This is a genomic window from Agrobacterium larrymoorei (genome assembly GCF_005145045.1).
Classification (GTDB): domain Bacteria; phylum Pseudomonadota; class Alphaproteobacteria; order Rhizobiales; family Rhizobiaceae; genus Agrobacterium; species Agrobacterium larrymoorei.
This window is the reverse complement of record NZ_CP039691.1, coordinates 780,492-804,247: the sequence shown is the minus strand read 5'-3', so window position 1 is coordinate 804,247 and position 23,756 is coordinate 780,492. Positions and strand designations below refer to the sequence as shown.

24 protein-coding genes and 1 tRNA gene are annotated in these 23,756 nt (G+C 57.2%); 12 read left to right on the top strand and 13 right to left on the bottom strand.

The features are described from left to right. Window positions 1-11: 11 nt before the first annotated feature. On the bottom strand, window positions 12-899 hold the full coding sequence (locus CFBP5473_RS03720; protein ID WP_037171510.1) for a heme/hemin ABC transporter substrate-binding protein: 888 nt from the start codon (window positions 897-899) through the stop codon (window positions 12-14). Between the two features lie 174 nt (window positions 900-1,073). Here CFBP5473_RS03720 and hmuQ point away from each other — a divergent pair, with 174 nt between their 5' ends. From hmuQ to CFBP5473_RS03700, 4 genes are all read left to right on the top strand, one after another. Continuing rightward, the gene (hmuQ, locus tag CFBP5473_RS03715) at window positions 1,074-1,421 is read left to right on the top strand and encodes a heme-degrading protein HmuQ (RefSeq protein WP_027676594.1); all 348 of its coding nucleotides are present in this window, start codon (window positions 1,074-1,076) and stop codon (window positions 1,419-1,421) included. Between the two features lie 2 nt (window positions 1,422-1,423). Next, entirely contained in the window at window positions 1,424-1,945 is a 522-nt protein-coding gene (gene hutX, locus CFBP5473_RS03710) for a heme utilization cystosolic carrier protein HutX (protein WP_027676593.1), read from the top strand. A 230-nt stretch (window positions 1,946-2,175) separates the two neighbouring features. Next, window positions 2,176-3,060, top strand: a complete 885-nt coding sequence (gene purU / locus CFBP5473_RS03705; protein ID WP_027676592.1) for a formyltetrahydrofolate deformylase — start codon at window positions 2,176-2,178, stop codon at window positions 3,058-3,060. Window positions 3,061-3,172: 112 nt separating this feature from the next. Further along, a complete protein-coding gene (locus CFBP5473_RS03700; RefSeq protein WP_027676591.1) occupies window positions 3,173-3,535 on the top strand; it encodes a hypothetical protein in 363 nt (120 codons plus the stop codon). 197 nt (window positions 3,536-3,732) lie between these two features. On the opposite strand, the gene CFBP5473_RS03695 is transcribed toward CFBP5473_RS03700, so the two are convergent. Together CFBP5473_RS03695 and CFBP5473_RS03690 are read right to left on the bottom strand one after the other, a co-directional pair. After that, a complete protein-coding gene (locus CFBP5473_RS03695) occupies window positions 3,733-5,109 on the bottom strand; it encodes a sensor histidine kinase (protein ID WP_027676590.1) in 1,377 nt (458 codons plus the stop codon). Then, entirely contained in the window at window positions 5,106-5,786 is a 681-nt protein-coding gene (locus tag CFBP5473_RS03690; RefSeq protein ID WP_027676589.1) for a response regulator, read from the bottom strand. Before CFBP5473_RS03690 ends, CFBP5473_RS03695 begins: the two co-directional genes overlap by 4 nt. 96 nt (window positions 5,787-5,882) lie before the next feature. Between CFBP5473_RS03690 and CFBP5473_RS03685 the strand changes: the two genes are divergently transcribed. From CFBP5473_RS03685 to dps, 6 genes are all read left to right on the top strand, one after another. Further along, window positions 5,883-6,950 (top strand): ABC transporter substrate-binding protein, encoded by a 1,068-nt coding sequence (locus CFBP5473_RS03685; protein WP_027676588.1) that lies wholly within the window; start codon window positions 5,883-5,885, stop codon window positions 6,948-6,950. 244 nt (window positions 6,951-7,194) lie between these two features. Beyond that, window positions 7,195-8,139, top strand: coding sequence for a Bug family tripartite tricarboxylate transporter substrate binding protein (locus tag CFBP5473_RS03680; RefSeq protein WP_027676587.1), 945 nt, complete (start codon window positions 7,195-7,197; stop codon window positions 8,137-8,139). Beyond that, window positions 8,136-8,630, top strand: coding sequence for a tripartite tricarboxylate transporter TctB family protein (locus CFBP5473_RS03675; protein ID WP_027676586.1), 495 nt, complete (start codon window positions 8,136-8,138; stop codon window positions 8,628-8,630). The genes CFBP5473_RS03680 and CFBP5473_RS03675 overlap by 4 nt, the downstream gene beginning before the upstream one ends. Window positions 8,631-8,723: 93 nt before the next feature. Continuing rightward, window positions 8,724-10,241 carry a tripartite tricarboxylate transporter permease gene (locus CFBP5473_RS03670; RefSeq protein WP_027676585.1) on the top strand — a complete coding sequence of 506 codons (1,518 nt, stop codon included), beginning with the start codon at window positions 8,724-8,726 and terminating at the stop codon, window positions 10,239-10,241. 137 nt (window positions 10,242-10,378) lie between these two features. Next, a complete protein-coding gene (locus CFBP5473_RS03665; protein WP_027676584.1) occupies window positions 10,379-10,639 on the top strand; it encodes a hypothetical protein in 261 nt (86 codons plus the stop codon). Window positions 10,640-10,724: 85 nt separating this feature from the next. After that, window positions 10,725-11,213, top strand: coding sequence for a DNA starvation/stationary phase protection protein Dps (gene dps / locus CFBP5473_RS03660; protein ID WP_027676583.1), 489 nt, complete (start codon window positions 10,725-10,727; stop codon window positions 11,211-11,213). 50 nt (window positions 11,214-11,263) lie between these two features. Here the strand turns inward: dps and CFBP5473_RS03655 are convergent, their stop codons facing one another. Continuing rightward, window positions 11,264-11,476 carry a hypothetical protein gene (locus tag CFBP5473_RS03655; protein ID WP_234881778.1) on the bottom strand — a complete coding sequence of 71 codons (213 nt, stop codon included), beginning with the start codon at window positions 11,474-11,476 and terminating at the stop codon, window positions 11,264-11,266. A 188-nt stretch (window positions 11,477-11,664) separates the two neighbouring features. Between CFBP5473_RS03655 and CFBP5473_RS03650 the strand changes: the two genes are divergently transcribed. After that, complete coding sequence (locus CFBP5473_RS03650; RefSeq protein ID WP_027676581.1) at window positions 11,665-11,871, top strand: CsbD family protein; 207 nt, start codon at window positions 11,665-11,667, stop codon at window positions 11,869-11,871. A gap of 54 nt (window positions 11,872-11,925) precedes the next feature. On the opposite strand, the gene CFBP5473_RS03645 is transcribed toward CFBP5473_RS03650, so the two are convergent. Beyond that, window positions 11,926-12,315, bottom strand: coding sequence for a PAS domain-containing protein (locus CFBP5473_RS03645; protein WP_037171509.1), 390 nt, complete (start codon window positions 12,313-12,315; stop codon window positions 11,926-11,928). Window positions 12,316-12,795: 480 nt separating this feature from the next. Between CFBP5473_RS03645 and CFBP5473_RS03640 the strand changes: the two genes are divergently transcribed. Then, window positions 12,796-13,773 (top strand): flagellin N-terminal helical domain-containing protein, encoded by a 978-nt coding sequence (locus CFBP5473_RS03640; RefSeq protein WP_027676579.1) that lies wholly within the window; start codon window positions 12,796-12,798, stop codon window positions 13,771-13,773. Between the two features lie 180 nt (window positions 13,774-13,953). On the opposite strand, the gene CFBP5473_RS03635 is transcribed toward CFBP5473_RS03640, so the two are convergent. From CFBP5473_RS03635 to CFBP5473_RS03600, 8 genes are all read right to left on the bottom strand, one after another. Continuing rightward, a tRNA-Met gene (locus CFBP5473_RS03635) sits at window positions 13,954-14,030 on the bottom strand. A gap of 134 nt (window positions 14,031-14,164) precedes the next feature. After that, a complete protein-coding gene (gene mnmA / locus CFBP5473_RS03630; RefSeq protein ID WP_027676578.1) occupies window positions 14,165-15,361 on the bottom strand; it encodes a tRNA 2-thiouridine(34) synthase MnmA in 1,197 nt (398 codons plus the stop codon). A gap of 180 nt (window positions 15,362-15,541) precedes the next feature. Further along, window positions 15,542-16,729, bottom strand: a complete 1,188-nt coding sequence (locus CFBP5473_RS03625) for an OpgC family protein (protein ID WP_027676577.1) — start codon at window positions 16,727-16,729, stop codon at window positions 15,542-15,544. A 434-nt stretch (window positions 16,730-17,163) separates the two neighbouring features. Continuing rightward, window positions 17,164-17,921 (bottom strand): IS5 family transposase gene (locus CFBP5473_RS03620; RefSeq protein ID WP_169696872.1). Its coding sequence is split into 2 segments (ribosomal slippage): window positions 17,164-17,588 and window positions 17,588-17,921, totalling 759 coding nucleotides; the frame shifts between segments, so codons are not numbered across the junction. 82 nt (window positions 17,922-18,003) lie between these two features. Then, window positions 18,004-19,086, bottom strand: coding sequence for a Tim44 domain-containing protein (locus tag CFBP5473_RS03615; protein WP_027676539.1), 1,083 nt, complete (start codon window positions 19,084-19,086; stop codon window positions 18,004-18,006). Window positions 19,087-19,289: 203 nt separating this feature from the next. Beyond that, entirely contained in the window at window positions 19,290-20,885 is a 1,596-nt protein-coding gene (gene serA, locus CFBP5473_RS03610; protein WP_027676538.1) for a phosphoglycerate dehydrogenase, read from the bottom strand. A 76-nt stretch (window positions 20,886-20,961) separates the two neighbouring features. Further along, window positions 20,962-22,140, bottom strand: coding sequence for a phosphoserine transaminase (locus CFBP5473_RS03605; RefSeq protein ID WP_027676537.1), 1,179 nt, complete (start codon window positions 22,138-22,140; stop codon window positions 20,962-20,964). Window positions 22,141-22,349: 209 nt separating this feature from the next. Continuing rightward, a complete protein-coding gene (locus tag CFBP5473_RS03600) occupies window positions 22,350-23,177 on the bottom strand; it encodes an outer membrane protein (RefSeq protein WP_027676536.1) in 828 nt (275 codons plus the stop codon). Window positions 23,178-23,756: the final 579 nt, after the last annotated feature.

Genomic DNA, 23,756 nt, shown 5'->3' with positions numbered 1-23,756 from the left:
CACTATGGCTTTCACGGCTTGATCACCTCTGGATAAAGCTTCGATGCCAGCTCACGCCCGGCAGCAGGCGTGCGCGGGCCAAAGCCGATGAGATAGAGGCCATCCATGCTGATCAGCGCCTTGGAGGCGGCAGCGGGCGTGGATTGGAAAGCAGGAAGCGCAAAAACCTCTTCTGACTTGGCCGCATGGTCGCCGCGCTGCATGGTGAGAATGACGTCAGGCGCAGCCGCTATCACCGCCTCATCGGTCAGCGGCTTGTAGCCGGTGATTTCCGGTGCGGCATTGATCCCACCGGCAAGCTCGATAATGGCCGCAGCCTCCGTCTCCTTGCCCGCCGCCATGATGCGACCGCCCGCCATGGAAAGTACGAAGAGCACGCGCTTCTTCTTCTCTCCAACCGCGGCAACGTCTTTTTCCAGCTTGGCCAGTTCGGCATTGACATTTGCGGCCAGGGCCCTGGACTTTTCCTCAAGCCCGACTGCCGCGCCAACATCTTCGATCTTCTTCGCAATCGCACTTGCCTGCGGCGGCGTGTCCACCGTCACCATCGGCACTTCGCTGGCCTTCAGGATAGAGATAACGTCTGCGGGACCGGCGCCGTCTTCGGAAAGAATAAGGTCCGGCTTCTGCGACAATATCCCTTCAGAGGATAGGGCCCGCATATAGCCGACATCCGGCTTTTCCAGCGCTTGCGCGGGATAGCTGCTGGTGGAATCCCGCGCCACGATACGGTCGCCTGCGCCCAGTGCATAGAGAATTTCCGTCACCGTTCCGCCCACCGCGACAATGCGCTTTGCGTCCGGGTTGCCCTTGTCGGACGCATTGGCAGCAAGTGGCGAGACCGCAACGAGAACCGGGAGAAGGGCACCGAGCGTAAGAGAGCGGAGAAAAAACGGCATTGTCAAAACCCTGATGTGGACCGCGGGCGACACGCCCCCGCACATAAGTTGAGTTATTTGCACATCTTTTATGGCCGGACAATCTATAAGTGGAGTATTTTTGTTATCTTTGCTCTTTCCATTTCAGAAAACGCTGAATATCCTGCGCAGCACCAAAGTTTATGGAGACTGTAGATGTTTATTGCGATGAACCGTTTTCGTGTCGTTCCAGGTTTCGAAGAGGCATTCGAAACAATCTGGCGCGAGCGCAAACGCCACCTCAGCGAAATGCCGGGCTATCTGGAATTTCACATGCTGAAAGGTGCCAAGGCCGAAGATCACACGCTTTACGCCTCACACACTGTCTGGGCCACCAAGGATGATTTTACCGCCTGGACCAGGTCCGAACAGTTCCGCGCAGCCCATGCCAATGCTGGCAACAATCGCGGCAAGGTCGAATATCTCTCCGGCCCGCATTTCGAAGGCTTCGATGTCATCATCCACGAAGACAAGAACGGTGAAGACCGTCCGGTGGCAGCTTAAATATGAATGCGATTGTTGACGTGAACGAAGATCGCCGCGCCCGCGCCGAAGCTGCTCTCGCCGAAAAGCCCGATGGCGTGGTCGAAGCCATCGCCGCCAAGGCCGAGGTGACGCCAGCGGAAATTCTTGCGCTGCTGCCACCGGGAGCAGCCGTCTCTGCGCCAGCCGAAAAGTTCAATGACATCTGGAACGAGCTCCGCAGCTGGGGCGAGGTCCTGATGATCGTCCAGACGCCGGACATCGTCTTCGAGGTTCCCGGCCATCTGCCCGAGGGAACGGAAGGCCATGGCTGGTTCAACATCCATGGGGATAGCCCCATTGGCGGCCACATCAAGAAAGACAATTGCGCGTCGATCACCTTTGTCGATCGCGGCTTCCACGGTCGCCGCTCGCTTTCGGTCTGGTTCATGAATGCGGCGGGCAGCGCCATGTTCAAGCTTTTCGTTCGCCGCGATGAGAACAAGGAACTTCTGGCCGATCAGGTCACCAAGTTCGAAGCCTTGCGCGATAGCTTCACCGCCTGAAGCGTCGCGAGAGAGAAGCCGTTGCGCCACAATCACGCAACGGCTTCGAATGACGCATAGCCGAACCTGCTTTTGAACAGCCGATGTCGCTTCCGGCATGTCGCAGTCGTATTTCGTATTTTATGAATTCAACACATTGATCTGGAAGGCGTTTGGGCGCAGCGAAGGCTTTGCGCGGGCTACCCTCTTGCGCTATAGGCTTTCGCAGAGACTGCAAGGGAGCAGACAAGATGACGACCTATGTATTGACCGTAGCCTGCCAATCCGCACGCGGCATCGTTGCCGCCATTTCGGGCTATCTTGCGGGCAAGGGTTGCAACATTGTCGATAGCTCGCAGTTCGATGACCTCGAGACCGGTAAATTCTTCATGCGCGTGTCCTTCATCTCGGAAGAAGGCGTGTCCATGAAAGACATCACCGACGGCTTCCAGCCGGTTGCGGAACGCTTCGGCATGCAGTCGGATATCTTCAGCGATGGCGAGCGCACCAAGACCCTTCTCATGGTTTCCCGTTTCGGCCACTGCCTCAACGATCTGCTCTACCGCTGGAAAATCGGCGCGCTGCCCATCGATATCGTCGGCGTCGTTTCCAACCATTTCGATTACCAGAAGGTCGTCGTCAATCACGATATCCCCTTCCACCACATCAAGGTGACGAAGGACAACAAGCCGCAGGCCGAAGCGCAACTGCTGGACCTGATCGATAATACCGGCACGGAACTGGTGGTGCTGGCGCGTTACATGCAGGTTCTTTCGGACGAGATGTGCCGCAAGATGTCGGGCAAGATCATCAACATCCACCACTCCTTCCTGCCAAGCTTCAAGGGCGCCAACCCCTACAAGCAAGCCTATGAGCGCGGCGTAAAGCTGATCGGTGCCACCGCCCACTATGTCACCGCCGACCTCGACGAAGGCCCGATCATCGAACAGGACACGGTGCGCATCACCCACGCCCAGTCGGCGGACGATTACGTCTCGCTGGGCCGCGATGTGGAAAGCCAGGTACTGGCCCGCGCCATCCACGCCCACATCCACCACCGCACGTTCATAAACGGCAACCGCACCGTCGTCTTCCCGCCGAGCCCTGGCTCTTACGCATCTGAGCGGATGGGGTGAGCCATCTGGCTCATCGTGGTTCCCAAAAAATGAATAATTATTTTTGATAGTCAGCAACTGACCGCTCATGAGCCCGTTTCCTCTGCGTTGTCCAACTCAAGAGGCTTTCCTCATGAAAAAGCTCATCATTTCCGGTGCCGTGATCATGATTGCGGCAGGTACTGCCTTTGCTCAACAGCCACCACCTCCGCCGCCTCCACCTCCGGCACCGGCTGATGGTGCGGCAATGCCTGATGCTCCGCCGCCCCCGCCACCGCCAGGTCCCGGCGGCCCAAGAGACGCTGGTCCGCGTGAGGGTGGCCCGAGAGATGGCGGCCCGCGCGGTCACATGCCTCCACCCCCGCCCCCATCCAAGGGCGCGCATTTCCGCATCGAGCAGGGTGAAACCAAGATCGATATCAAATGCGCTGACGATGAGCCGATGAAGGCTTGCGCAGACATCATGATGCAGTTGATCGACAAGATGAACGAATAGCGCCTAAGTGTGAGGCGGCGCTAGAGTCTGTTTGGAAACTCGGCGGTGGAGAGCCGGGGAATGATTTTTGTGGCCTGCTAGAAGAAGATCGTAGTCGATATCCTTCGATATCGACAAGATTTTCGCCGCAGCAGGGCGCGAAAAGCATCGCCCGATCGACCCGTCCGAGTTTTCAAGCAGGCTCTTGTGGCGCCGTCTCACGAAAACAGGATAGAGGCTTTCAGCCCACGCTCGCCTGCCCCGTCGTCCAGAACCAGCCGCGCCTTGAACAGAGCGGCGATTTCTTCGACGATTGCTAAGCCCAGCCCAGCCCCCGGCGCCACATTGCCCTCCCCCCGCGCGAAGCGCTGGCGCACCATGGAGCGTTTTTCGGCGGGAATGCCGGGTCCGTTATCCTCCACCTCAAGACACGCCTTGCCCTCTATTTGCCGCACGCGCACGGTGATTTCAGAGCCGCGACCGGCATAGGCAATTGCATTATTGATGAGGTTCCCCAGCAATTCCCGCAGCAGCAGAGGCTGCGCAGGAACGGTTGCGGCATCCACCTCCTCGAAGCCCAGATCGATATCGGCTTCCGCCGCACTCGGCACATAATCCGCCGTCACCGATTGCGCGATTGCGACCAGATCGACCGTGATGAGGCTCTGCTTTTCGCCGGAGCCAGCCGCGTCGATATTCGCCATGCGCAGAAGCTGCGCGAGAATATGCTCCGCATGAGCAACGGATGCATCCCCCTTCTTCGCGGCGGCCTGCGCTTCTTCCAGCGTCGGCGCACGGGCGGCAAGGGCAAGCTGAGTGCGGATGATGGCAAGAGGAGTACGTAGCTGATGGCTGGCATTGCCGGTAAAATGCCTCAGCGCATCCAGCGCCGATTGAAGACGGACCATGAAGGAATTCACGGTTTCGACCAGGTTTTCCACCTCCACCGGCACGGATTGCTGGATGGGGTGAAGATCGTTGGGGCTACGCTCACCAATCGCCTCGCTCAACCTGTAGAGCGGGCGCAGCGAAATCGTCACCGCCACCCAGACGATGACGGCGGCACCGACGATCATCAGTAAAAGGCGAAGTGCCGAGCGCAGAATAATGGCACGCGCCAGCCGGCTGCGGGCAATTGTGGTTTCAGCCACCGTCACCGTAAAGGGTATGGAGTTGATGCCGGTCGATGCGAAACGCTGGATGCCTGCCACGCGGATCGGCTCTCCGCGAAACACCGCATCCACATATCGCGGACTATCCCCACGCAGATCGCTGACTTGCGGCAGGTTCTGATAGCCGGTCAGGAACTGACCATTCGGTCCATCGACCCGGTAGAAAACCCTGTCTTGCGCCGCAGATGTCAGCATTTCCAGCGCCACATAGGGAATATCGACTTCCAGCGTGTCGTCTTCCGAAACCACCACGCGCTCCGCAATTGCCAGCGCAGAGCCGGAAAGAACGCGGTCGGAGACGATATTGGCCGTGTTGATCGCCTCGCGATAGGTATCTGCCAGCGCCACGCAGCCGATGATCGCGGTGGAGACCAGAAGCCATCCCAGCAGGCGCCGCCGCAGCGAATAAGCGGCCTGCTTCATTCCGCGGCCTCTGCCAGTTTCTCCAGATAATAGCCGATGCCGCGCGCGGTCTTCACCGTCAGCCCATGCGGGGCAAGCCGCTTGCGCAACCGGCTGACATATTGCTCGATGGCGTTGCCGGAAAGCTCATCATCGAAGCCAGTCAAAGACTGGACGATTGCCTCCTTGGCCACCACCTTGCCTGCGCGCATGAACAGCACTTCCAGCAGCGCAACCTCGCGCGCCGGAATATCCAGCGGGTGGCCATCGGCGGAAAATGTGCGTGATGTCAGGTCGAAAGACACCTTGCCGAAGCTGACCAGCGAGGAGCGCAAGCCCGCATTGCGCCGAAGCAGCACGCGCACACGCGCTTCGAATTCGGCAATATCGAAGGGCTTGATCATGTAATCGTCGGCCCCGAGATCAAGGCCCCTCACCCGCTCCTCCGGAGTGCCGCGCGCCGTCAGGATCAACACGGCTGCCTTTTCCTGCCGCGCGCGCATGGAACGCAGCACTTCGATACCGTCTTTTTCCGGCAGATTGAGATCGAGAATGACGAGATCGAAATTTTCCGCAGCGATTGCCGCATCGGCAGAATGGCCGTCCGAAACCACGTCCACGGCATAGCCGCTGCCCCGCAAAAGCGCAGAAAGCCCTTCCGACAGAACCTGATTATCCTCCACCAGCAGAATGCGCACCCACCGTCTCCCCGTTGCCCGTGGAATTTATCGAAGCATCTTGCGCTTGTGAATGGCCCGCTTGTGAATTGTGGGGAGCTACGGCATGATCTTTTCATGCGTGTTATTCTCTGTCTCTGTCTCATCCTGCTCGGTGTTGCCCCTTCCCATGCCGAGCCCATGTTCTTTCCGGCCATTTCCGGCAAGACGGATGCGCAGACGCTGATCGTCTATTCATCGCTGGACGAACCCTTAGCTACCCCGATGATCGTCGGTTTCCAGAAGGCCAATCCAGACGTGGCCGTGTCCTATGAAGATATGCTGACCGGCGAAATCTACGACCGCATCGTGCGCGAAACGGATGCCGGAAAGCCGACGGCGGATTTCGCCTTTTCCTCGGCCATGGATTTGCAGGTCAAGCTCAGCAATGATGGCTATGCCCAGCGCTCCGATCTTCCCATGAGCGCGCGCTGGCCAGCATGGGCAAACTGGCGCAACACCGCCTATGCACTCACCTTCGAACCCGCTGTCTTCGTTTATCACAAGCCAAGCTTCGTCAACGAAAAGCCTCCCGCAAGCCGGGCGGAATTCGTGGATTATCTGGAGCGCCACGCCGCCGAAGTGCATGGCCGCATCGCCACTTACGATATCGAACGCTCCGGCGTCGGCTTTCTCTTCATGTCGCGGGATCAGGAACAGTTCGGCGATATATGGAGCGTCATCAAGAGCATGGGTGCGGCAGGCGTGAAGGTTTATTCCACCAGCTCCGCCATTCTGGAGCGCATTTCCGATGGCCGTTTCGTGCTGGGCTACAATATTTTAGGCTCCTACGCCGCAGACTGGGCCTCCCGCCATCCCGATGTCGGCATCATGCTGCCCAGCGATTACACCGTCGTCATGTCGCGCATCGGCCTCGTACCCCAGGCTGCGGCAAACCCGGACCTTGGACGGCGCTACCTCGAATTCTTCATGTCCACGGAAGGACAGACCATTATGGCGCGGCAGCTGCAAATTCCCGCCGTCAGCCCGGATGTGGCAGGGGAAAACACCGCCAACACCATGCAGGCCATCCACGGCGCTCAGCTGCGCCCCGTTCCCGTCAGCCCCGGATTGATGGTCTATCTCGATCAAGTCAAACGCGCCCGCATCATCGAGCGGTGGAACCAAGCTTTACGTTCTCAATAGCCCAAAGCAGAAATTAATAGACCGTAAACGCCCATCCTCATCCGCCGCGTCAGTTAAATGACAGCTTTATGTGGTGCTGTGCAATTCTTCTTTATCCCGTGGAGGCGGCTGATAAGGAAGCGGGAGGACATTCTCAGCGCATAAATCGTTTCAGGCCGCGTTTCCGCGCCTTTCACCGATCATGTGCTCCTCCTGTGGTCATAATCACAACAATGCCGAGAACGGCATTCACGGAGGGCTCACTTTGAAGCATTTTTTCCTCGCCTCGCTGCTCGCTGGCGCCATCGCTCTTCCCGCAACCGCTGCTGACTACACCATCATCGCACCGGCAAATCCGGGCGGCGGCTGGGACCAGACGGCACGTTCGCTGCAGACGGTTCTTCAGGAAGAAGGCATTTCCAAGAGCGTTCAGGTTCAGAACGTTCCGGGCGCAGGCGGCACCATTGGTCTCGCGCAGTTCGCCAGCCAGCAGAAGGGCAAGCCCAACGCGCTGATCGTCGGCGGCTATGTCATGGTGGGCGCTATCCTCACCAACAAGGCACCTGTCACGCTGAAGGAAGTCACGCCGATTGCGCGTCTGACCGGCGAATATGAAGCCATCGTCGTTCCGGCCTCTTCGGACATCCAGAACATCGGCCAGCTCATCGAGAAGCTGAAGAAGGATCCGGGCTCCGTTTCCTGGGGCGGCGGTTCTGCTGGCGGCACCGACCACATCACGGCTGGCCTGATTGCCAAGGCCGCTGGCGTCGATCCGACCAAGATCAACTACATCGCCTACTCCGGCGGCGGTGAAGCACTTGCTTCCATCCTCGGCGCGCAGGTCACGGCTGGCATTTCCAGCTACGGCGAATTCGAAAGCCAGGTAAAGGCCGGTACGGTTCGTATCCTCGCCGTTTCCAGCGAACAGAAGCTCGAAGGTGTGGACGCACCGACGCTGAAGGAAAGCGGCCTTGATGTCGTGATCCAGAACTGGCGCATGGTTGCAGCCCCTCCCGGCCTGACGCCGGAGCAGGAAAGGGCAGTGAGCGCCGACATCGAAAAGCTGGCCAAATCCGCCAAGTGGCAGGAAACCCTGAAGACCAAGGGCTGGATGGACACCTATCTCGCCGGTGATGCCTTCAAGCAGCAGCTTGCGAAAGACACCGCTTCCACCGAAACCATTCTCAAAGACATCGGACTGGTAAAATGAGCCAGGGTTCATCCCCTTCCCAACCCACAAAGCGCCGCCCTGATTGGGCGGCGTTCGCGATCGCCGTCTTTCTGGTGATCGTCGCCGCCGTGATCTTCTGGGATTCGGCACGTCTTGCCAGCGTCACCGGTTATTCGCCTGTCGGCCCGGCCACCGTTCCTTACGCCATTGCCTTCTGTCTTGTCGGTCTGGCCATATGGACCGCGTTCGAAGCTTGGCGCAATGAATTCCCGGTCCGCGACAAACAGGAACTGGGACCCGTCTTCTGGGTCGTCGCCGGTCTTGCCGCGCAGATGCTGCTCCTGAAGATCGCCGGATTCTCGATTGCCACCGGCCTGCTCTTTGCCTTCACGGCCCGCGCCTTCGGCAAACGCAAGCTCTGGTTCTCGATCCCCGTCGGCATCGCGTTCAGCTTCGTCATCTGGGTCATTTTCGCCCAGCTGCTGCAACTGTCGCTGCCTGCCGGACCTCTGGAACGGCTGTTCTTCTAACCGCCGGTCCAACCCAAACAACAAAGACAAGAAGCCTTCGGACCTGCGTTTTACACGCAGCAAAGGCTTCACCCGACAGGGGGACATCTGTCCATGAGCACATTCGAATTTCTCTTGCACGGTCTTGAGGTTGCAGCGCAACCCATGAACCTGCTCTACGCCCTGATCGGCGTAACCCTCGGCACCGCCGTCGGCGTTCTGCCCGGCATCGGCCCGGCGCTGACCGTGGCGCTGCTTCTGCCGGTCACTTACCGGCTCGATCCTGCCGGATCGCTCATCATGTTCGCCGGTATCTATTACGGCGGCATGTATGGCGGCTCGACAACGTCGATCCTCCTGAACACACCCGGCGAAAGCGCATCCATCGTGACCGCGCTCGAAGGCAACAAGATGGCCCGTGCAGGTCGCGGAGGACCGGCGCTTGCGACTGCCGCAATCGGCTCCTTCGTCGCTGGCCTCATCGCCACAATCGCGCTTGCTTTCGTGGCACCTTATATCGTCAAGCTGGCGCTGGTGTTCGGCCCGCGTGAATATTTCGCGCTGATGGTCCTCGCCTTCGTCACCGTGTCGTCTGCCTTCGGTGACTCGGCGCTACGTGGCCTCACCTCGCTCTTCATCGGCTTTGCGCTGGCCATCGTCGGCATCGACCAGTTGACCGGCCAGACCCGCATGAGCTTCGGCATTCCCGATCTGCTCGATGGCGTCGAAGTCACCACGCTCGCCGTCGCCATGTTCGCCATCGGTGAAACGCTGTTCATCGTCGCACAGGGTCAGAACGGCCCGGACAAGGTCGAAGCCGTCAAGGGTTCTGTCTGGATGACGGCTCAGGATTGGGCACGGTCCTGGAAGGCATGGCTGCGCGGTACGCTCATCGGCTTCCCGATTGGCGCAATGCCTGCGGGCGGCGCTGAAATCGGCACGTTCCTGTCCTATGCGACGGAAAAGAAACTGTCCAAGCACCCGGAAGAATTCGGCCACGGCGCCATCGAAGGTGTTGCAGGTCCGGAAGCAGCAAACAATGCGTCTGCCGCCGGTACGCTCGTGCCGTTGCTGACGCTCGGCCTGCCGACGACAGCAACCGCTGCCATCATGCTTGCCGGCTTCCAGCAGTTCGGTCTCCAGCCCGGCCCGCTTCTGTTCGCCACCAATCCGCAGCTCGTCTGGGGTCTGATTGCCAGCCTGTTCATCGCCAACGTCATGCTGCTGGTTCTCAACCTGCCGCTGATCGGCCTCTGGATCAAGCTTCTGACCATTCCAAAGCCATGGCTCTATGCAGGCATCCTGCTGTTCGCAACGCTCGGCACCATCGGCGCCAACCCATCGGTGTTCGAACTCGGCATGCTTCTGGCCTTCGGCATTCTCGGCTACATCATGCGCATCTTCGGCTACCCGATTGCGCCAGCCGTGGTCGGCCTCATCCTTGGCCCGCTTGCCGAACAGCAGCTGCGCCGCGCACTGGCCATCGGTCAGGGTGATCCCGCTGTGCTGTTCACCTCGCCAATCGCTGTCGGCCTCTTCCTCGTTGCCGCTGCCGCCTTCATCATACCGCTAATCATGCGCATCCGCGGACGTGGCGAGGTGCTGACACAGCTTGCAGCAAACGAAGACTGATAGACCCGAAACATGTCTCCCAAGACATTTTCCGGCCCCGCATCCAGACACGGATGCGGGGCTTTTTTATGCGGAACTGTCGGGAATGGGGTAGAGTTAGGCAAGCACAATGAACTCGCCTGATCCTTGGAGCCTCCATGCGAAAACTTGCTATTCTTCTCGTCTTAGGCCTTGCCTCCTGCACCACGGCAGGTTCAGCGGTGGAGCCCATTCCCGGAAGCATCACCTATGGCGGCCAGCCGCGAGGTAAGTTGACGAAGGCGCCGGTGGGCAGCACATTCAGCCATGATTTCAGAACGCAGGATGGGCGTTTGGCATTCGAGACCTATCGTATCGAAGCAGACCGTTCGCTGACCCTGTTGAACCGTGAAATCGTCAGCGACTTCCCGGAAAATTAGTGCGAGTGGAACGAGTAAAGCCTCCGTCCGTTGCTCTCCTGAATACCGCCTAAGCGGAGCTCTTCCGCATGTTCAGGAGATGAAAATGAAGACACACAAGACCAGAAACGATCTGCCTTCCAACGCCAAAGCCACCGTTATCGGCCTGTTGAACGAGGCGCTCGCTTCCGTTATCGATCTGGCGCTCGTCACCAAGCAGGCTCATTGGAACCTGAAGGGCCCGCAATTCATCGCAATCCACGAGCTTCTCGATAAATTCCGCAAGCTGCTGGACAATCACAGCGACACGATTGCGGAGCGCGCAGTGCAGCTTGGCGGCACCGCGCTGGGCAGCCTACAAACCGTATCCTCGACGTCCAAGCTGAAGGCCTATCCAACAGATATCTACAAGATTCAGGATCATCTTGCCGAGCTGATCGAGCGCTATGGCGATGTAGCCAACCTCATTCGCAAATCCATCGATGAAGCGGACGATGCGGGCGACGCCAACACGGCGGATATTTTCACTGCCGCATCGCGCGATCTCGACAAGTCGCTCTGGTTCCTGGAAGCCCACGTGCAGGAAAAAGCCTGACACGAAAAAGCGCCCGGCTCGCCGGGCGCTTTGCGCATTCGTTCAACCGATCAATGACGGCGCAGCACGGCCTTACCGATGTCGCGCAACATTTCATGATCGAGAATGCCACGCTGGGCACTTCTGATCAGAACCGCTGCACACTCATTGGCAACAGAACTGCTGCGATCTTCGAGGCACTCGAAACAAACGCCATCGAATATTGTCTGAAGATCAGTAACCTGCTGGGGCGACAATTGCGTGCCCACACGTTGAAAAGCCACGTAAGACAAGGCTTATCCTCCCGAGACAATGCCAAGTAAGCGTTTCAATTTTTATGAACTGTTAACGTTTTACACCTCAACGAATCAGATGTCGAATCCGATTTTCGCGATTTATCAATGACTAAATTCTTGGAACTTCGTCTTTATCCAACCGTTATTCGATTGTCTGGAAACAAGGAGACATATCAATGGACTGGAACCGAGTTGAAGGAAACTGGAAGCAGGTCAAGGGCAAGATCAAAGAACAGTGGGGTAAACTCACCGATGACGATCTCGACCAGATCGCAGGCAAGCGAGACCAGCTCGAAGGCAAGATTCAAGAGCGCTATGGCATCGAGAAGGACCGGGTAAAGACCGACGTCGACACTTGGTACGACCGCCAGACTTGGCACTGATCGTAATAAAAACACCGGGCGCCGCTTAATGCGGACGCCCGCTTTTTCCGGAAACTATTGCCGTGTCAGGCCAGACGTCAGCAGACGCTCCACGGTCACATCCATCATGCTGCCGATCCCTCTCACAGGATCGCCCTGCTCATCATAGACCATCCTGCCATCGACGCGAACCCAGCGCATGGCACCGCTCTGGAGGACGAGAGGATATTCCTCGTGGTAGAGCGTCCCATCCAGAAGGCAGTCATGAATAGCCTTGGCAATCTTCTCGCGATCTGATGGCGCGATCTTTTCGATGAAGGCCTCGATTGGAAGACCCTCAGCACCTTCCATTTCAGAAAACTCAAATATAGCGGCACAAACCTTATCGAGACATACGAGATTTTCCAGAATGTCCCAAGTGTAATACCCGGTTTCCCTAATTGCTCTGCCGTCCGGACAATCCATTACCCCCTCCAGCCCTTGGTCGTGCCCTCACCAAGATAGTTTAGATCGAAGAATTGATAGCTTGCGAAGAAAACTGACCTGAGGGAACATTTGTTCCCCTGCATTTCATTAGAGTACTCTAACATTAAACCTTGTATTCCGTGAAGCAGGAGGCGCGTATCGGGCGGTAGGTATCCACGTATACGCAGGAAACACGGCAGAGCAACCAACAATTGGCTCTGTACGCTGCGTGACATTGGTTGCCATTCAACGGGTGCACAACAGAAGCGTTTATTTATATATCCTCCATTTCGGTACTGAGAACCAGTTTTAGAGTATTAGGAAATGCAATTTATGAAGCTGAATTCACTAGACAATTTTGTGATGAAAACTGCGAAAGTTGACCAAAGTCACTTTACTAAAATTTTACTGATTGCCGGTTGTATCTATATTAGATTCGCGCATGAAGCGCCGCTTTCCCAGTATCGTTAGAGTTTTAGAATGACCAGTATTCTCACAAATACGGGGGCGATGACTGCGCTCCAAACATTGCGCCTGACCAATAGTCAGCTCGGCGAAACACAGGACCAGATATCCTCCGGGCTTCGCGTTCAAACTTCCTCGGACAACGTCGCCTATTGGGCAATTGCCACCACGATGAAGTCGGACAACAAGGCAATCAATGCCGTGCAGGATGTTCTGGCGCTCAGCTCCGCGGTGATCGACACGACTTATGCTGCCGCCGACTCGTCTATCGAGGTGATGTCCGAAATCAAGAGCAAACTCGTCACCGCCGGAGAACCCGCCGCAGACCGGGAAAAGCTGAACGAGGACATCACCGGGCTGAAGAATCAGTTGAAAGCTGTTTTGCAGGCAGCGTCCTTCAACGGCGAGAACTGGCTATCGTGGAATACGCCAAAGGATTCTCCCGACAAGCAGTTGATAAGCTCCTTCATCCGCAATTCAGACGGCTCAGTCCAGCTCGGCCACACGACCTACGAGATCAATCTGCCGCAACCGCGCACGGACACGAACGTCCAGTATTTCGTCGATAATGGCGGCTCCGGCGAATACGGCATCCTTTCGAGCGAAGCCTTTGCAGTGGCGGTAGGCTCGGCACAGAATTACATCATCATTCCCGGCGCAACGGCCCCATCTTCAGCCGTGGAACTGACAATAGACGACGAGACGACCAGCGATGAACTGAACGACATGCTGAATACGGTCGATGCCATGACCAAACAGATGACGAACATGGCAACGGATCTCGGCTCGATCTCTTCCCATCTGGAACGAAGCAGCAATTTCGCAGCCAAGCTGAGCGACACCCTCGAATCCGGCATCAGCCGCCTGGTGGATACGGACATGGAGGAAGCCTCCGCCAAGCTCTCAGCCCTGCAAAGCCAGCAGCAACTGGCAATCCAGTCGCTGTCCATAGCGAATTCCTATTCCAGCAACCTGCTGACGTTGTTCCGGTAAACGATAGCTTTTAGGCCGACCTTAGTCTGAATAGCTGCGCGACGCAAACAATCCAAACGCTTGCCGGTCTTTCGGCAAGCGTTTACTCGTCAGCCAACTGGCAACAAAACATGCTGAGTGGAAGAGCGCTTGGTTTGCGCTTTGTGCAAATAAGAGAAGAATGATCGGATTTTGTGGTAGTGGTAGCGGGAGAGGGACTTGAACCCCCGACACGCGGATTATGATTCCGCTGCTCTAACCACCTGAGCTACCCCGCCACAGAGGCACGTGACAGTTTTGTGACCGCCCGTTCCATCAGGATGAGCGGCTTATAAGGTGCCGCTCCCTAAAGTGTCAAGCGCAACATGCGCAAAAAGTCGTCTTTCTACAGCGTGCTTCACGCCCGCTCGCTTCAGGCGGCGACGGGACCGGTGAGCAAGGCTTTCAGAGATGCTTCGGCCTCTACCGAACGCTCGGATCGGTCGATGAAACCGCCGCCATAAACGCGTGCATCGGCACCGGGCGCGGAATAGAGGACGCAGGCTTGGCCCGGTGCAATACCCGCTTCGCCGACGGAAAGATCGACGTAAATGCCCTTTTCATCGCAATAAAGCATAGCCTCGGCTGGCGGGCGCGTGGAGCGCACCTTGGCGAAGCAGGAGAAGCCGTCTTTGGCATCGATGTCCAGCGCACCGTCACCCAGCCAGTTCATGTCACGCAGATAAACGCGATGCGTTTCCAGCGCCTCTCGCGGGCCGACAATCACGCGGCGGCCTCTGGCGTCCAGATGGACGACATAGAGCGGCTCGCCCGTTGCAACACCTATGCCACGGCGCTGGCCAATCGTGTAATGAACGATACCATCGTGGCGACCCAGCACCCGGCCATCCAGATGGACGATATCGCCTACAAGAGCCGCATTCGGCTTCAGCTTGTTGATGATATCGGTATATTTGCCCTGCGGCACGAAACAGATGTCCTGACTATCGGCCTTCTTGGCGACAACGAGACCCATCTCTTCCGCAAGTTCGCGCGTTTCGGCCTTGGAGAGACCACCCAGCGGAAAGCGCAGATAATCGATCTGTTCCTGTGTGGTCGCAAACAGGAACCAGCTCTGGTCACGGTCGCTATCGATAGGGCGATAGAGCGCACGCCGGTTCGGATGGCCCGGCACCGGGTTGAGGCGGGAGCGGATATAGTGGCCGGTCGCCAGCGCATCTGCGCCAAGTTCCTGAGCGGTCGCCAAGAGATCGGCAAACTTGACCGTCTGGTTACAGGCAACGCAGGGCACGGGCGTTTCGCCCATCGCATAGGCTTCCGCGAAGGGATTGATCACGGTCTCGCGGAAACGCGCTTCGTAATCAAGAACATAATGCGGAATGCCAAGCGTTTCGCAAACCCGGCGCGCGTCATCGATATCCTGTCCAGCGCAGCAGGAGCCCGCGCGGTGCACGGCAGCGCCATGGTCGTAAAGCTGAAGCGTGATGCCGAGGACATCATAGCCCTCTCTTTTCAGAATTCCCGCAACTACGGAGGAATCCACGCCACCGGACATGGCGACGACAACCCGGGTGTCTTCCGGCTTCTTGTCAAAGTCGAGCGTATTCAAGTTTTTTCCAATCGTCAGTCATAACGGGGGTAAAGGCCCCGCCGCCTGTCGTCAAATCCGTGTTCACCAAGGGGAACCGTCCAGATTTTCAAGCGCTGCATATAGAAAGAAATGCCGAAAAACGCAAGTACAGGGCGGTTTGCGCCGCCCTGTACTTAAAGTTTGAACGTCATGTCTGGATCAGGCGCCCGCAGTCTTCTGACTGTCGCCCAGCCACTTGTCGCGCTCCCGCCACAGGGCCGGGATGGAGAGCATGGCAATACCCACAGCGGCAATCACCGTCTTCTGCAACTGGGTCAACTCCGCGGTGCGACCATCCAGATAGTAGATGCCGTAGACGATTGCGACGTGCCAGACATAGACCTGCAGCGAATGGCGACCGAGCAGCTGGAGGAACTTCAGCGACAGCACCCAGATCACACCGGTAGCAAACTTCTGCACGATGGGGTTATGATGCTTCGGACCAGCGATGATCAACCATGTGAGGCCAACACCGACGGCCAGGAAGTTGATGAGATAGACGGGACCGAAGTCGGCACGGATTTCCATGGTGGAGAACTTGCCCAGCATGAATTCCGGCATAAGGTTCCAGGCGGTTGCGATACGCAGCGGCACGAAGAACAGGCAGACGATCAACGCGGCCTTGGCAATCCAGCTGCGCTGCGGCGAAAAGATCTTGGTCCACGGAATACGGTTCTGAGCCGTCATCGCACCCAACACGAGCGCCGTGTAGAAAACCAGCTGCCAGCCGAACAGATTGAAGCTGACACGAATGCCCTGCTCGTCCGCACCCTTCACGATCTCATTCATAGGCGTGGTGAACAGCTGCTGGAGACCCAGCTGGCCAGCCATCCACACCAGAAGCGAACCGGCCATGACGTAAGCCCACTTGCCATCGAGGCAGAGTTTTACCAGGAAGGGCGCAAAAATCATGTAGACGATATACTGCGGTAGAATATCCATGAAAGTGGGCTGGAAGAGGAAGGTAGCGATGGCCGCAAGACGCAATGGATCGTCGAAGGACGTCATGCCGAGCCAGTTGTACCAGATATAAGGCGCATGCGGGATGACCATGCGGGCGAACAGCACCGCAATCACAAGGCCCATCGCGTATTTGTAAAGCTCGAGTGCCCGGCTCCAGATGAGGTCCCGGCCATTCTCATAGCCGTATTTCACCATCTTGCGCGCATAGACCATGCCGATCAGCAGGCCGGACAGGAACACGAAGCCCTGCGCATCTTCCACGAAAGCGAACTGGCGGTGGTTGATTTCAACAAGCCAGAAGCCGCCGGCGAATACCAGATGGTTGATCAACATAAAGACGAGGAAGTAACCGCGCATCCCGTCGATCAGGTCGAAGCGTTTCATCTCGATAGTTCTCCATTCCGCGGACCGCGCTCTGCCCGGTCACCTCTTTCCTTGCTCGGGTTCAGCCCGAAACTGTGGCCGAAATCTGGGTTGTCAACGCGGTTTTCCGGCGGGAGTTCCGCTTAGGAGAGCATTTTGCAACGATTGCTGCTCTCACATTGACGTGTGCAAAACCTAACTAGGAGTAGGCAACTGAATGCCGGATGAATGAAAAATGGCGAGAAAAAGGTGCTGAAGCGACGCCGCTCACTGGCCACAGCAGCAGCCCCCGCCAGATCGCCTGCTCACCAGGAGATTGAGCGCCTTAACGAAAATGGCGCCGAGAAAACTCGACGCCATCAACTTTTTTCAAATTAATTTCAGGTCTTACAGCCTGTTCAAGAATTGCCGCTTGCAGCCGACCGGCGGCGATTACTGGCTAGGCTCAGGACTCATTAATCGAGCCAGTAGCAGCAAGTTGCTGCGATGAGGATTGCGGATAGGAAGGTGTGAGCGCATCGGTCGTATCGGGTGGCGATGCGCCTCCAATCCTTGATCCTACCAAACATGTTCTCGATACGATATCTTTGCCTATAGAGGACTTTGTCGTAGTGGGCCGGGTTGCGTCGCTTCTTACGTGGTGGGATGCAGGGTGAAATGCCTTTGTCTTTCAATCCATTGCGGAACCAGTCGGCGTCGTAACCACGATCTGCCAGTAATTCCTTGGCTTTGGGTAGGCGATCAAGCAGGTGCCGGGCACCCTGATAGTCGCTGGCCTGACCCTGAGTGAGGAAAAACAGCAAGGGCCGTCCCAAGCCGTCGGTGACAGCGTGTAGCTTGGAATTCAGGCCGCCTTTCGTTCGTCCGATGCAGCGGGAAAGAGCCCCTTTTTTAGCAGGCTGGCTGCGGTGCGATGGGCTTTCAAATGGGTGGCATCGATCATCAGCCTGTCGGGTTGACCTGCCTTCCCCGCAAGTGCCTCGAAGATTCGGTTGAAGACGCCGAGCCTGCTCCAGCGGACGAACCGGTTATAAAGCGTCTTATGTGGACCGTATTCCTTCGGCGCATCCTTCCATTGAAGTCCATGTTTCAACGCGTAAATGATGCCGCTCACGACCCTCAGATCATCCACGCGCTCGATGCCGTGGGCAAGAGGGAAATAGGGCCGGATGCGGTTGAACTGAGATGGCGTCAGCAAAAACAAATCACTCATGGCAAGTCCTCCTACCATGAGTGAATCAAAAGATCGTCAAATTGGAAAGGATGATTAATTAATAGGGCCTGAGCCTAGACTGTTAAGCAGCCGCCTGAATCGCAGCCACCTGCCACTCGGAACCGTCCTTGCGGACAAAGGTCCACATCTCGACCGATTCTTCCGGCTTGTTCTCGTTGCCTTCGATCACCTTGCCCGTGCTGCGGTCGCGCATCACGTCGATTGCGGAATAGCGCATGGCAACCGTCGCGTAATCCTGACCTTCCTCGTGCCAGGCCTCAGCCACATCGCCTTGCAGCAGAGTAACACCGCGAACATCGTTCTTGACGCCGCTGGTGGCATTGTCGCTGAGTTCCTCAGCAAGGTAGGACATCGCTTCCGGCGTAGTGAGCTTGCGCAGCGAGCCATAATCTTCCGCGCCATAGGCTGCCTGCACCTTTTCCAGCATGTGCTGGAATGTTTCGAGGTCACCCTGCGTCACGCCGATTTCATCGCCTTCCGACATGGCGTTTGCATGCGGAACCGGCTTGGCTGCCACGGGCGCGGCTGCCGCTGCGGCAGCACCACCGAACGAACCGGCCTTTGAGCCCATCTGCGGAATCTTGAAGCCGCCCATGCCGCCCTGTCCCGAGCCCTGATTATTGCCCTGCTGCGAATAATCGTTGCGGGCATTGTTGGAGCCGGAGGCGCCACCGAAAGCGGGCTGGCCCTGACGGCGCGATGCGAAAAAGCGCATGGCAAGCATCACCAGGCCACCGATCAGCAGCACCTGCAACAGCATGCCGAAGAAACCGGCCATACCGCCAAAGCCGCTGCCCATCAGCATGCCGAACAGACCGCCCATCAACAGGCCGCCCATGAGACCACCCATCATGCCGCCAAACATGCCACGGCCCTGCTGAGGAGCCTGCGCGCCGGGGCGTGCTGCCTGAGATGTGCCCGGCGTTGCCTGATTGGTATTCGGCGTCATGCTACGATTGATCGGCGCGGCCTGGCCCGGCGCCGTGCTTGTTGCAGGCGGAGCCGAAAAGGTGCGCGTGCCACGGCTGCCGAGACCACCGCTTGCGCGACGTGCTTCCGCCATATCCACAGCCACGAATGAGACCGCGATCCCCAAAGCGGCAACCGCGAACAAACCTTTAAAGCGCCTTATGGCAGCAAACATTGTCATCTCCTGTTGAGCCGCCCTCCCATTGAGCGGCATTTTGTGACGTCGATATAGCAACTATGGATCATCATTTTTAGGGAGATGGCATAAAATTTTTCGTGATATGCAACCATAGATAAATTCCTCTGTGCAAACACAAAAAACCCGGCGCAAACCATGTCTGCGCCGGGCTGTAAGATCGATACCGAAAACGGCTGATTTTAGTCGACGTTGAACGTCAGCGGCTTGACCTGACGGATGGCCGGATTGGCGCGCAGCTTGTCCAGAACGTCTTCGGAAACCGGACCATCGACATAGAGAAGCGCAATGGCATCGCCGCCATTGGCTTCGCGGCCCAGCTGGAAGTTGGCGATGTTGACGCCGGCCTCACCGAGCGTTGTGCCCATGAAGCCGATCATGCCGGGAACGTCTGTGTTGGTGATGTAGATCATGTGCTGACCGACATCGGCATCCATGTTGATGTTCTTGATCTGGATGAAGCGTGCCTTGCCATCCGAAAACACCGTGCCGGCAACCGAGCGAACCTGATTTTCGGTCTTGACCGTCAGTTTGATGAAGCCGTCGTAAACGCCGGTCTTGTCGCGCTTGACTTCGGAAAGGATGACGCCCTTTTCCTTGATCATGACAGGCGCGGAAACCATGTTCACATCGGCCACCTGTGGACGGATGAGACCGGCCAGCAGCGCCGATGTCAGCGCCTTGGTGTTCATGTTGGCGGTTGCGCCGTCGTACAGGATTTCGATTTCCTTGGTGGCGCTTTCCTGCACCTGACCGACGAAGGAGCCGAGAACGTCTGCCAGCTTGATGAATGGCTTCAGGCGCGGCGCCTCGTCAGCAGTGATCGAAGGCATGTTGATGGCGTTGGAAACGGCACCCTTTACGAGGTAATCCGACATCTGCTCGGCAACCTGAAGTGCCACGTTTTCCTGTGCTTCCGTGGTGGAAGCACCAAGATGCGGCGTGCAGACGACATTCGGCAGGCCAAACAGTGGGCTTTCCGTTGCAGGCTCGACTTCGAACACGTCGAAACCGGCACCGGCAACATGGCCGGACTTGATGGCTTCGGCCAGAGCCGCCTCATCCACCAGACCGCCACGGGCGCAGTTGATGATGCGAACGCCGGGCTTGGTCTTGGCAAGGTTTTCCTTGCCCAGAATGCCGCGCGTCTTGTCCGTCATCGGAACGTGAAGCGTGATGAAATCGGCCTGCGCCAGCAGCTCGTCCAGTTCGACCTTCGTTACGCCCATTTCCTGCGCGCGCTCTGGAGAAAGGAAGGGGTCGTAGGCAAGAACATTCATCTTCAGGCCAAGGGCACGCGAGCAGACGATGCCGCCAATATTGCCCGCGCCGATAACGCCGAGCGTCTTGCCGGTGATTTCGACACCCATGAACTTCGACTTTTCCCACTTGCCTTCCTGCGTGGAGGCATCAGCAGCAGGAAGCTGGCGAGCAACCGCAAACATCAGCGCAATGGCGTGTTCAGCGGTCGTGATCGAGTTGCCGAAAGGCGTGTTCATGACGATGATACCGCGACGCGAAGCGGCAGGAATATCCACATTGTCGACGCCGATACCGGCGCGGCCGATGACCTTGAGGTTGGTCGCAGCTTCGATCAGCTTTTCCGTCGCCTTGGTAGCGGAACGGATGGCCAGACCATCGTAATTGCCGATGATTTCGGCCAGCTTATCCTTGTCCTTGCCGAGTTTCGGCTGGAAATCGACTTCGACGCCGCGATCGCGGAAAATCTGGACGGCGGTTTCCGACAGTTCGTCAGATACGAGTACGCGAGGTGCCATGGTGTGGGCTCCTTGAAAAGGGTTCAGTCTTGAGAATGAGGCATGGTCGGCCCTGCCGTGGCAGGGCCGGAATAGATCAGGCAGCAGCCTTGAAAGTCGCAGCCTTCTGCGTTTCAAATGCCCACTTCAGCCAGGGCATGACGGCCTGCATATCAGCCGTTTCGATGGTTGCACCGGCCCAGATGCGAAGGCCGGAAGGCGCATCGCGGTAAGCACCGATATCGAGCGCGACATTTTCCTTTTCGAGAAGGGAAACCATGCCCTTGGCGAAATCGGCCTGCGCGGCCGCATCAAGCGCTGCAACATCGCGGCAAACGATCTTGAGGCAGACGGAGGTGTTGGAGCGCGTCTCATCGACAACCGCCAGATTGGCGATCCAGTTATGCTCGGCCACGAAGTCGAAGATGACCTTCGCGTTGGCATCGGCACGCGCCATCAGGGCGTTGAGGCCACCGAGGTTTTTCGCCCATACCAGCGCATCGATATAGTCTTCGACGCAGAGCATGGACGGCGTGTTGATGGTTTCGCCGGTGAAGATACCTTCGATCAACTTGCCGCCGGATGTCATGCGGAAAATCTTCGGCAGCGGCCAAGCAGGAACATAAGTCGTCAGACGCTCTACGGCGCGTGGCGAAAGAATGATGACACCATGGCCACCCTCGCCGCCCAGAACCTTCTGCCAGGAGAAGGTGGTGACATCCAGCTTGGCGAAATCGAGATCCTGCGCGAATGCGGCAGAGGTGGCGTCGCAAATGGTCAGGCCCTTGCGATCAGCCGGAATGAAATCTGCATTGGGAACGCGAACACCAGAGGTGGTGCCGTTCCAGGTAAAGACCACATCACGATCGAAATCGATTGTGGAAAGGTCTGGAAGAACGCCGTAATCGGCTTCGATCTTGCGCACGTCCTTCAGCTTCAGCTGCTTGACGACATCGGTCACCCAACCGGCACCGAAGCTTTCCCACGCCACCATATCGACGCCGCGTTCACCGAGCAGCGACCAGAGGGCCATCTCAACGGCACCGGTGTCGGATGCAGGAACGATACCGATACGATAATCGGCAGGAACGTTCAGAATTTCACGAGTGAGGTCGATGGCCTGCTTCAGCTTGGCTTTGCCAACCTTGGCGCGATGCGAACGACCAAGCGGTGCATCGGCGAGAGCTTCTAGCGACCAACCGGGACGCTTCGAGCAGGGACCAGAAGAGAAATGCGTATTGCCCGGACGGACGTCCGGCTTCACTATATCTGTCATTTGACTACCCTTTCAGATAGGCGCCTCTCGTTAGGGAGAGGTGTCCTGACGCCGTTGCTATTCCTGTGCCCCGTCACAGTCAAGCGGAATATGTCGCAGCCAAAAAGAATCTTGGTCCGTCTGCGCCACCGATAGCTGATCTGCAAAGCAAAACCGCCCGCATCCGGAAGGATACGAGCGGTTGGATTTTTAGACCGTCTCTGTGACGATTACTTGTAAACAGCTGGCTGCAGCGGAATATCTGCTGGCGGCATGTACTGGGCGGTATCGCAACCGTTGAAGACGTAGCGGCCACCGACACGCACTTCGTGCGAAGTGATGCCCTTGCTACGACCGTTGCCGGAGTTGCCGCCGGAACCGATACCAAACATCTCGCCGCTGCCGATCTGGCGGAAACGATAGCCGACATCGGCCTTGAGGTTACAGGTAACGTCGATGGATGCACCCGCCATCAGAGCATATGCAAAGCGCCAGTCGCCTTTTCCGCCCCATTCGCAATCAGCGCCGCCGCAGGAATTTGCGAGCTTCAGATTATCCCACTTCACATAAGCGCCACCGATACCGGCACCGAGATATGGCGTAAAGCGACCATATGTTCCAAGGTCGACATAGGCGTTTGCCAAGAGGCTGTATGCACGCACGGATGTACGGAAATCGTCCGTGCCACCACCGGCCGCAGGGCCCGTTCCACGAAAATTGGACTTGGCCATATAGTCGAACGTCAGGTCAGTGCGCAGGTAGTTGTTGATCTGGTAACCGACACCGGCACCGACGAGGAAGCTGTCCTTCATCGAGGTGCTGCTGGAGTGGACCGTCTCAAGCGCAGGCGTACCGCCGGTCGCACGGCTGAACTCAAAGCTACGTGCCTTGTTGAAAGAATATCCAACATCACCACGAAGGTACCAGCCGCTGGCTTCCTGAACCTGAATTTCTGGTGCGGCTTCGAACGCGGCTGGTGCTGGCTGATAAACATCAGCGGCGAAGGCATGTTGACCTGCCATCAAGACGGCGACGACACCGATCAGGCTCTTCTTCATAGTGGTTGGCTCCATAAGCGGCCTTACGCGCTCCCCGGCGTAGACCTGTGAATTCTTCACTTACGAAACCTGAATGAAAATGGTTAAATGACGATTAAAATTCTTTTTAATCCACCCGGCTTTGCTAACAAATAAAATGAATACTTTGCTAATGCCGGTTATGCTGCGGCTCTCTGCGCGCAAAATGTCACCCGTCCCAAAGCCGGACATAACCGGGTGTGCGGCCTCAAAACGCAACCAGCGGGCTAAAGTAGAATAATATTTTATTAGCTATCATTATTTTATCAATCGCAACAATGTTAGCCTATGATCAGTATAGATCGGTCATAGACGACGGAAAAGAAGAATAAATTCCTCTTCCATCTATCGAAAATGATCATCCAGCGGCAACTCCACCTTGAATACCCGGAAGCTCCACACCGTGTTTCAAGCCTCGGCATATGCACGCCGATCATGGAGAACGCGAACGAGAATTGCCGCAACCTCTTTCCGAGTATATTTCATTGAACAATATCGGTTTGAAAAACATCACAGATTTCATACGGGTTTCAGACGAAAATCCGGAGCTTCTAAAAGCAC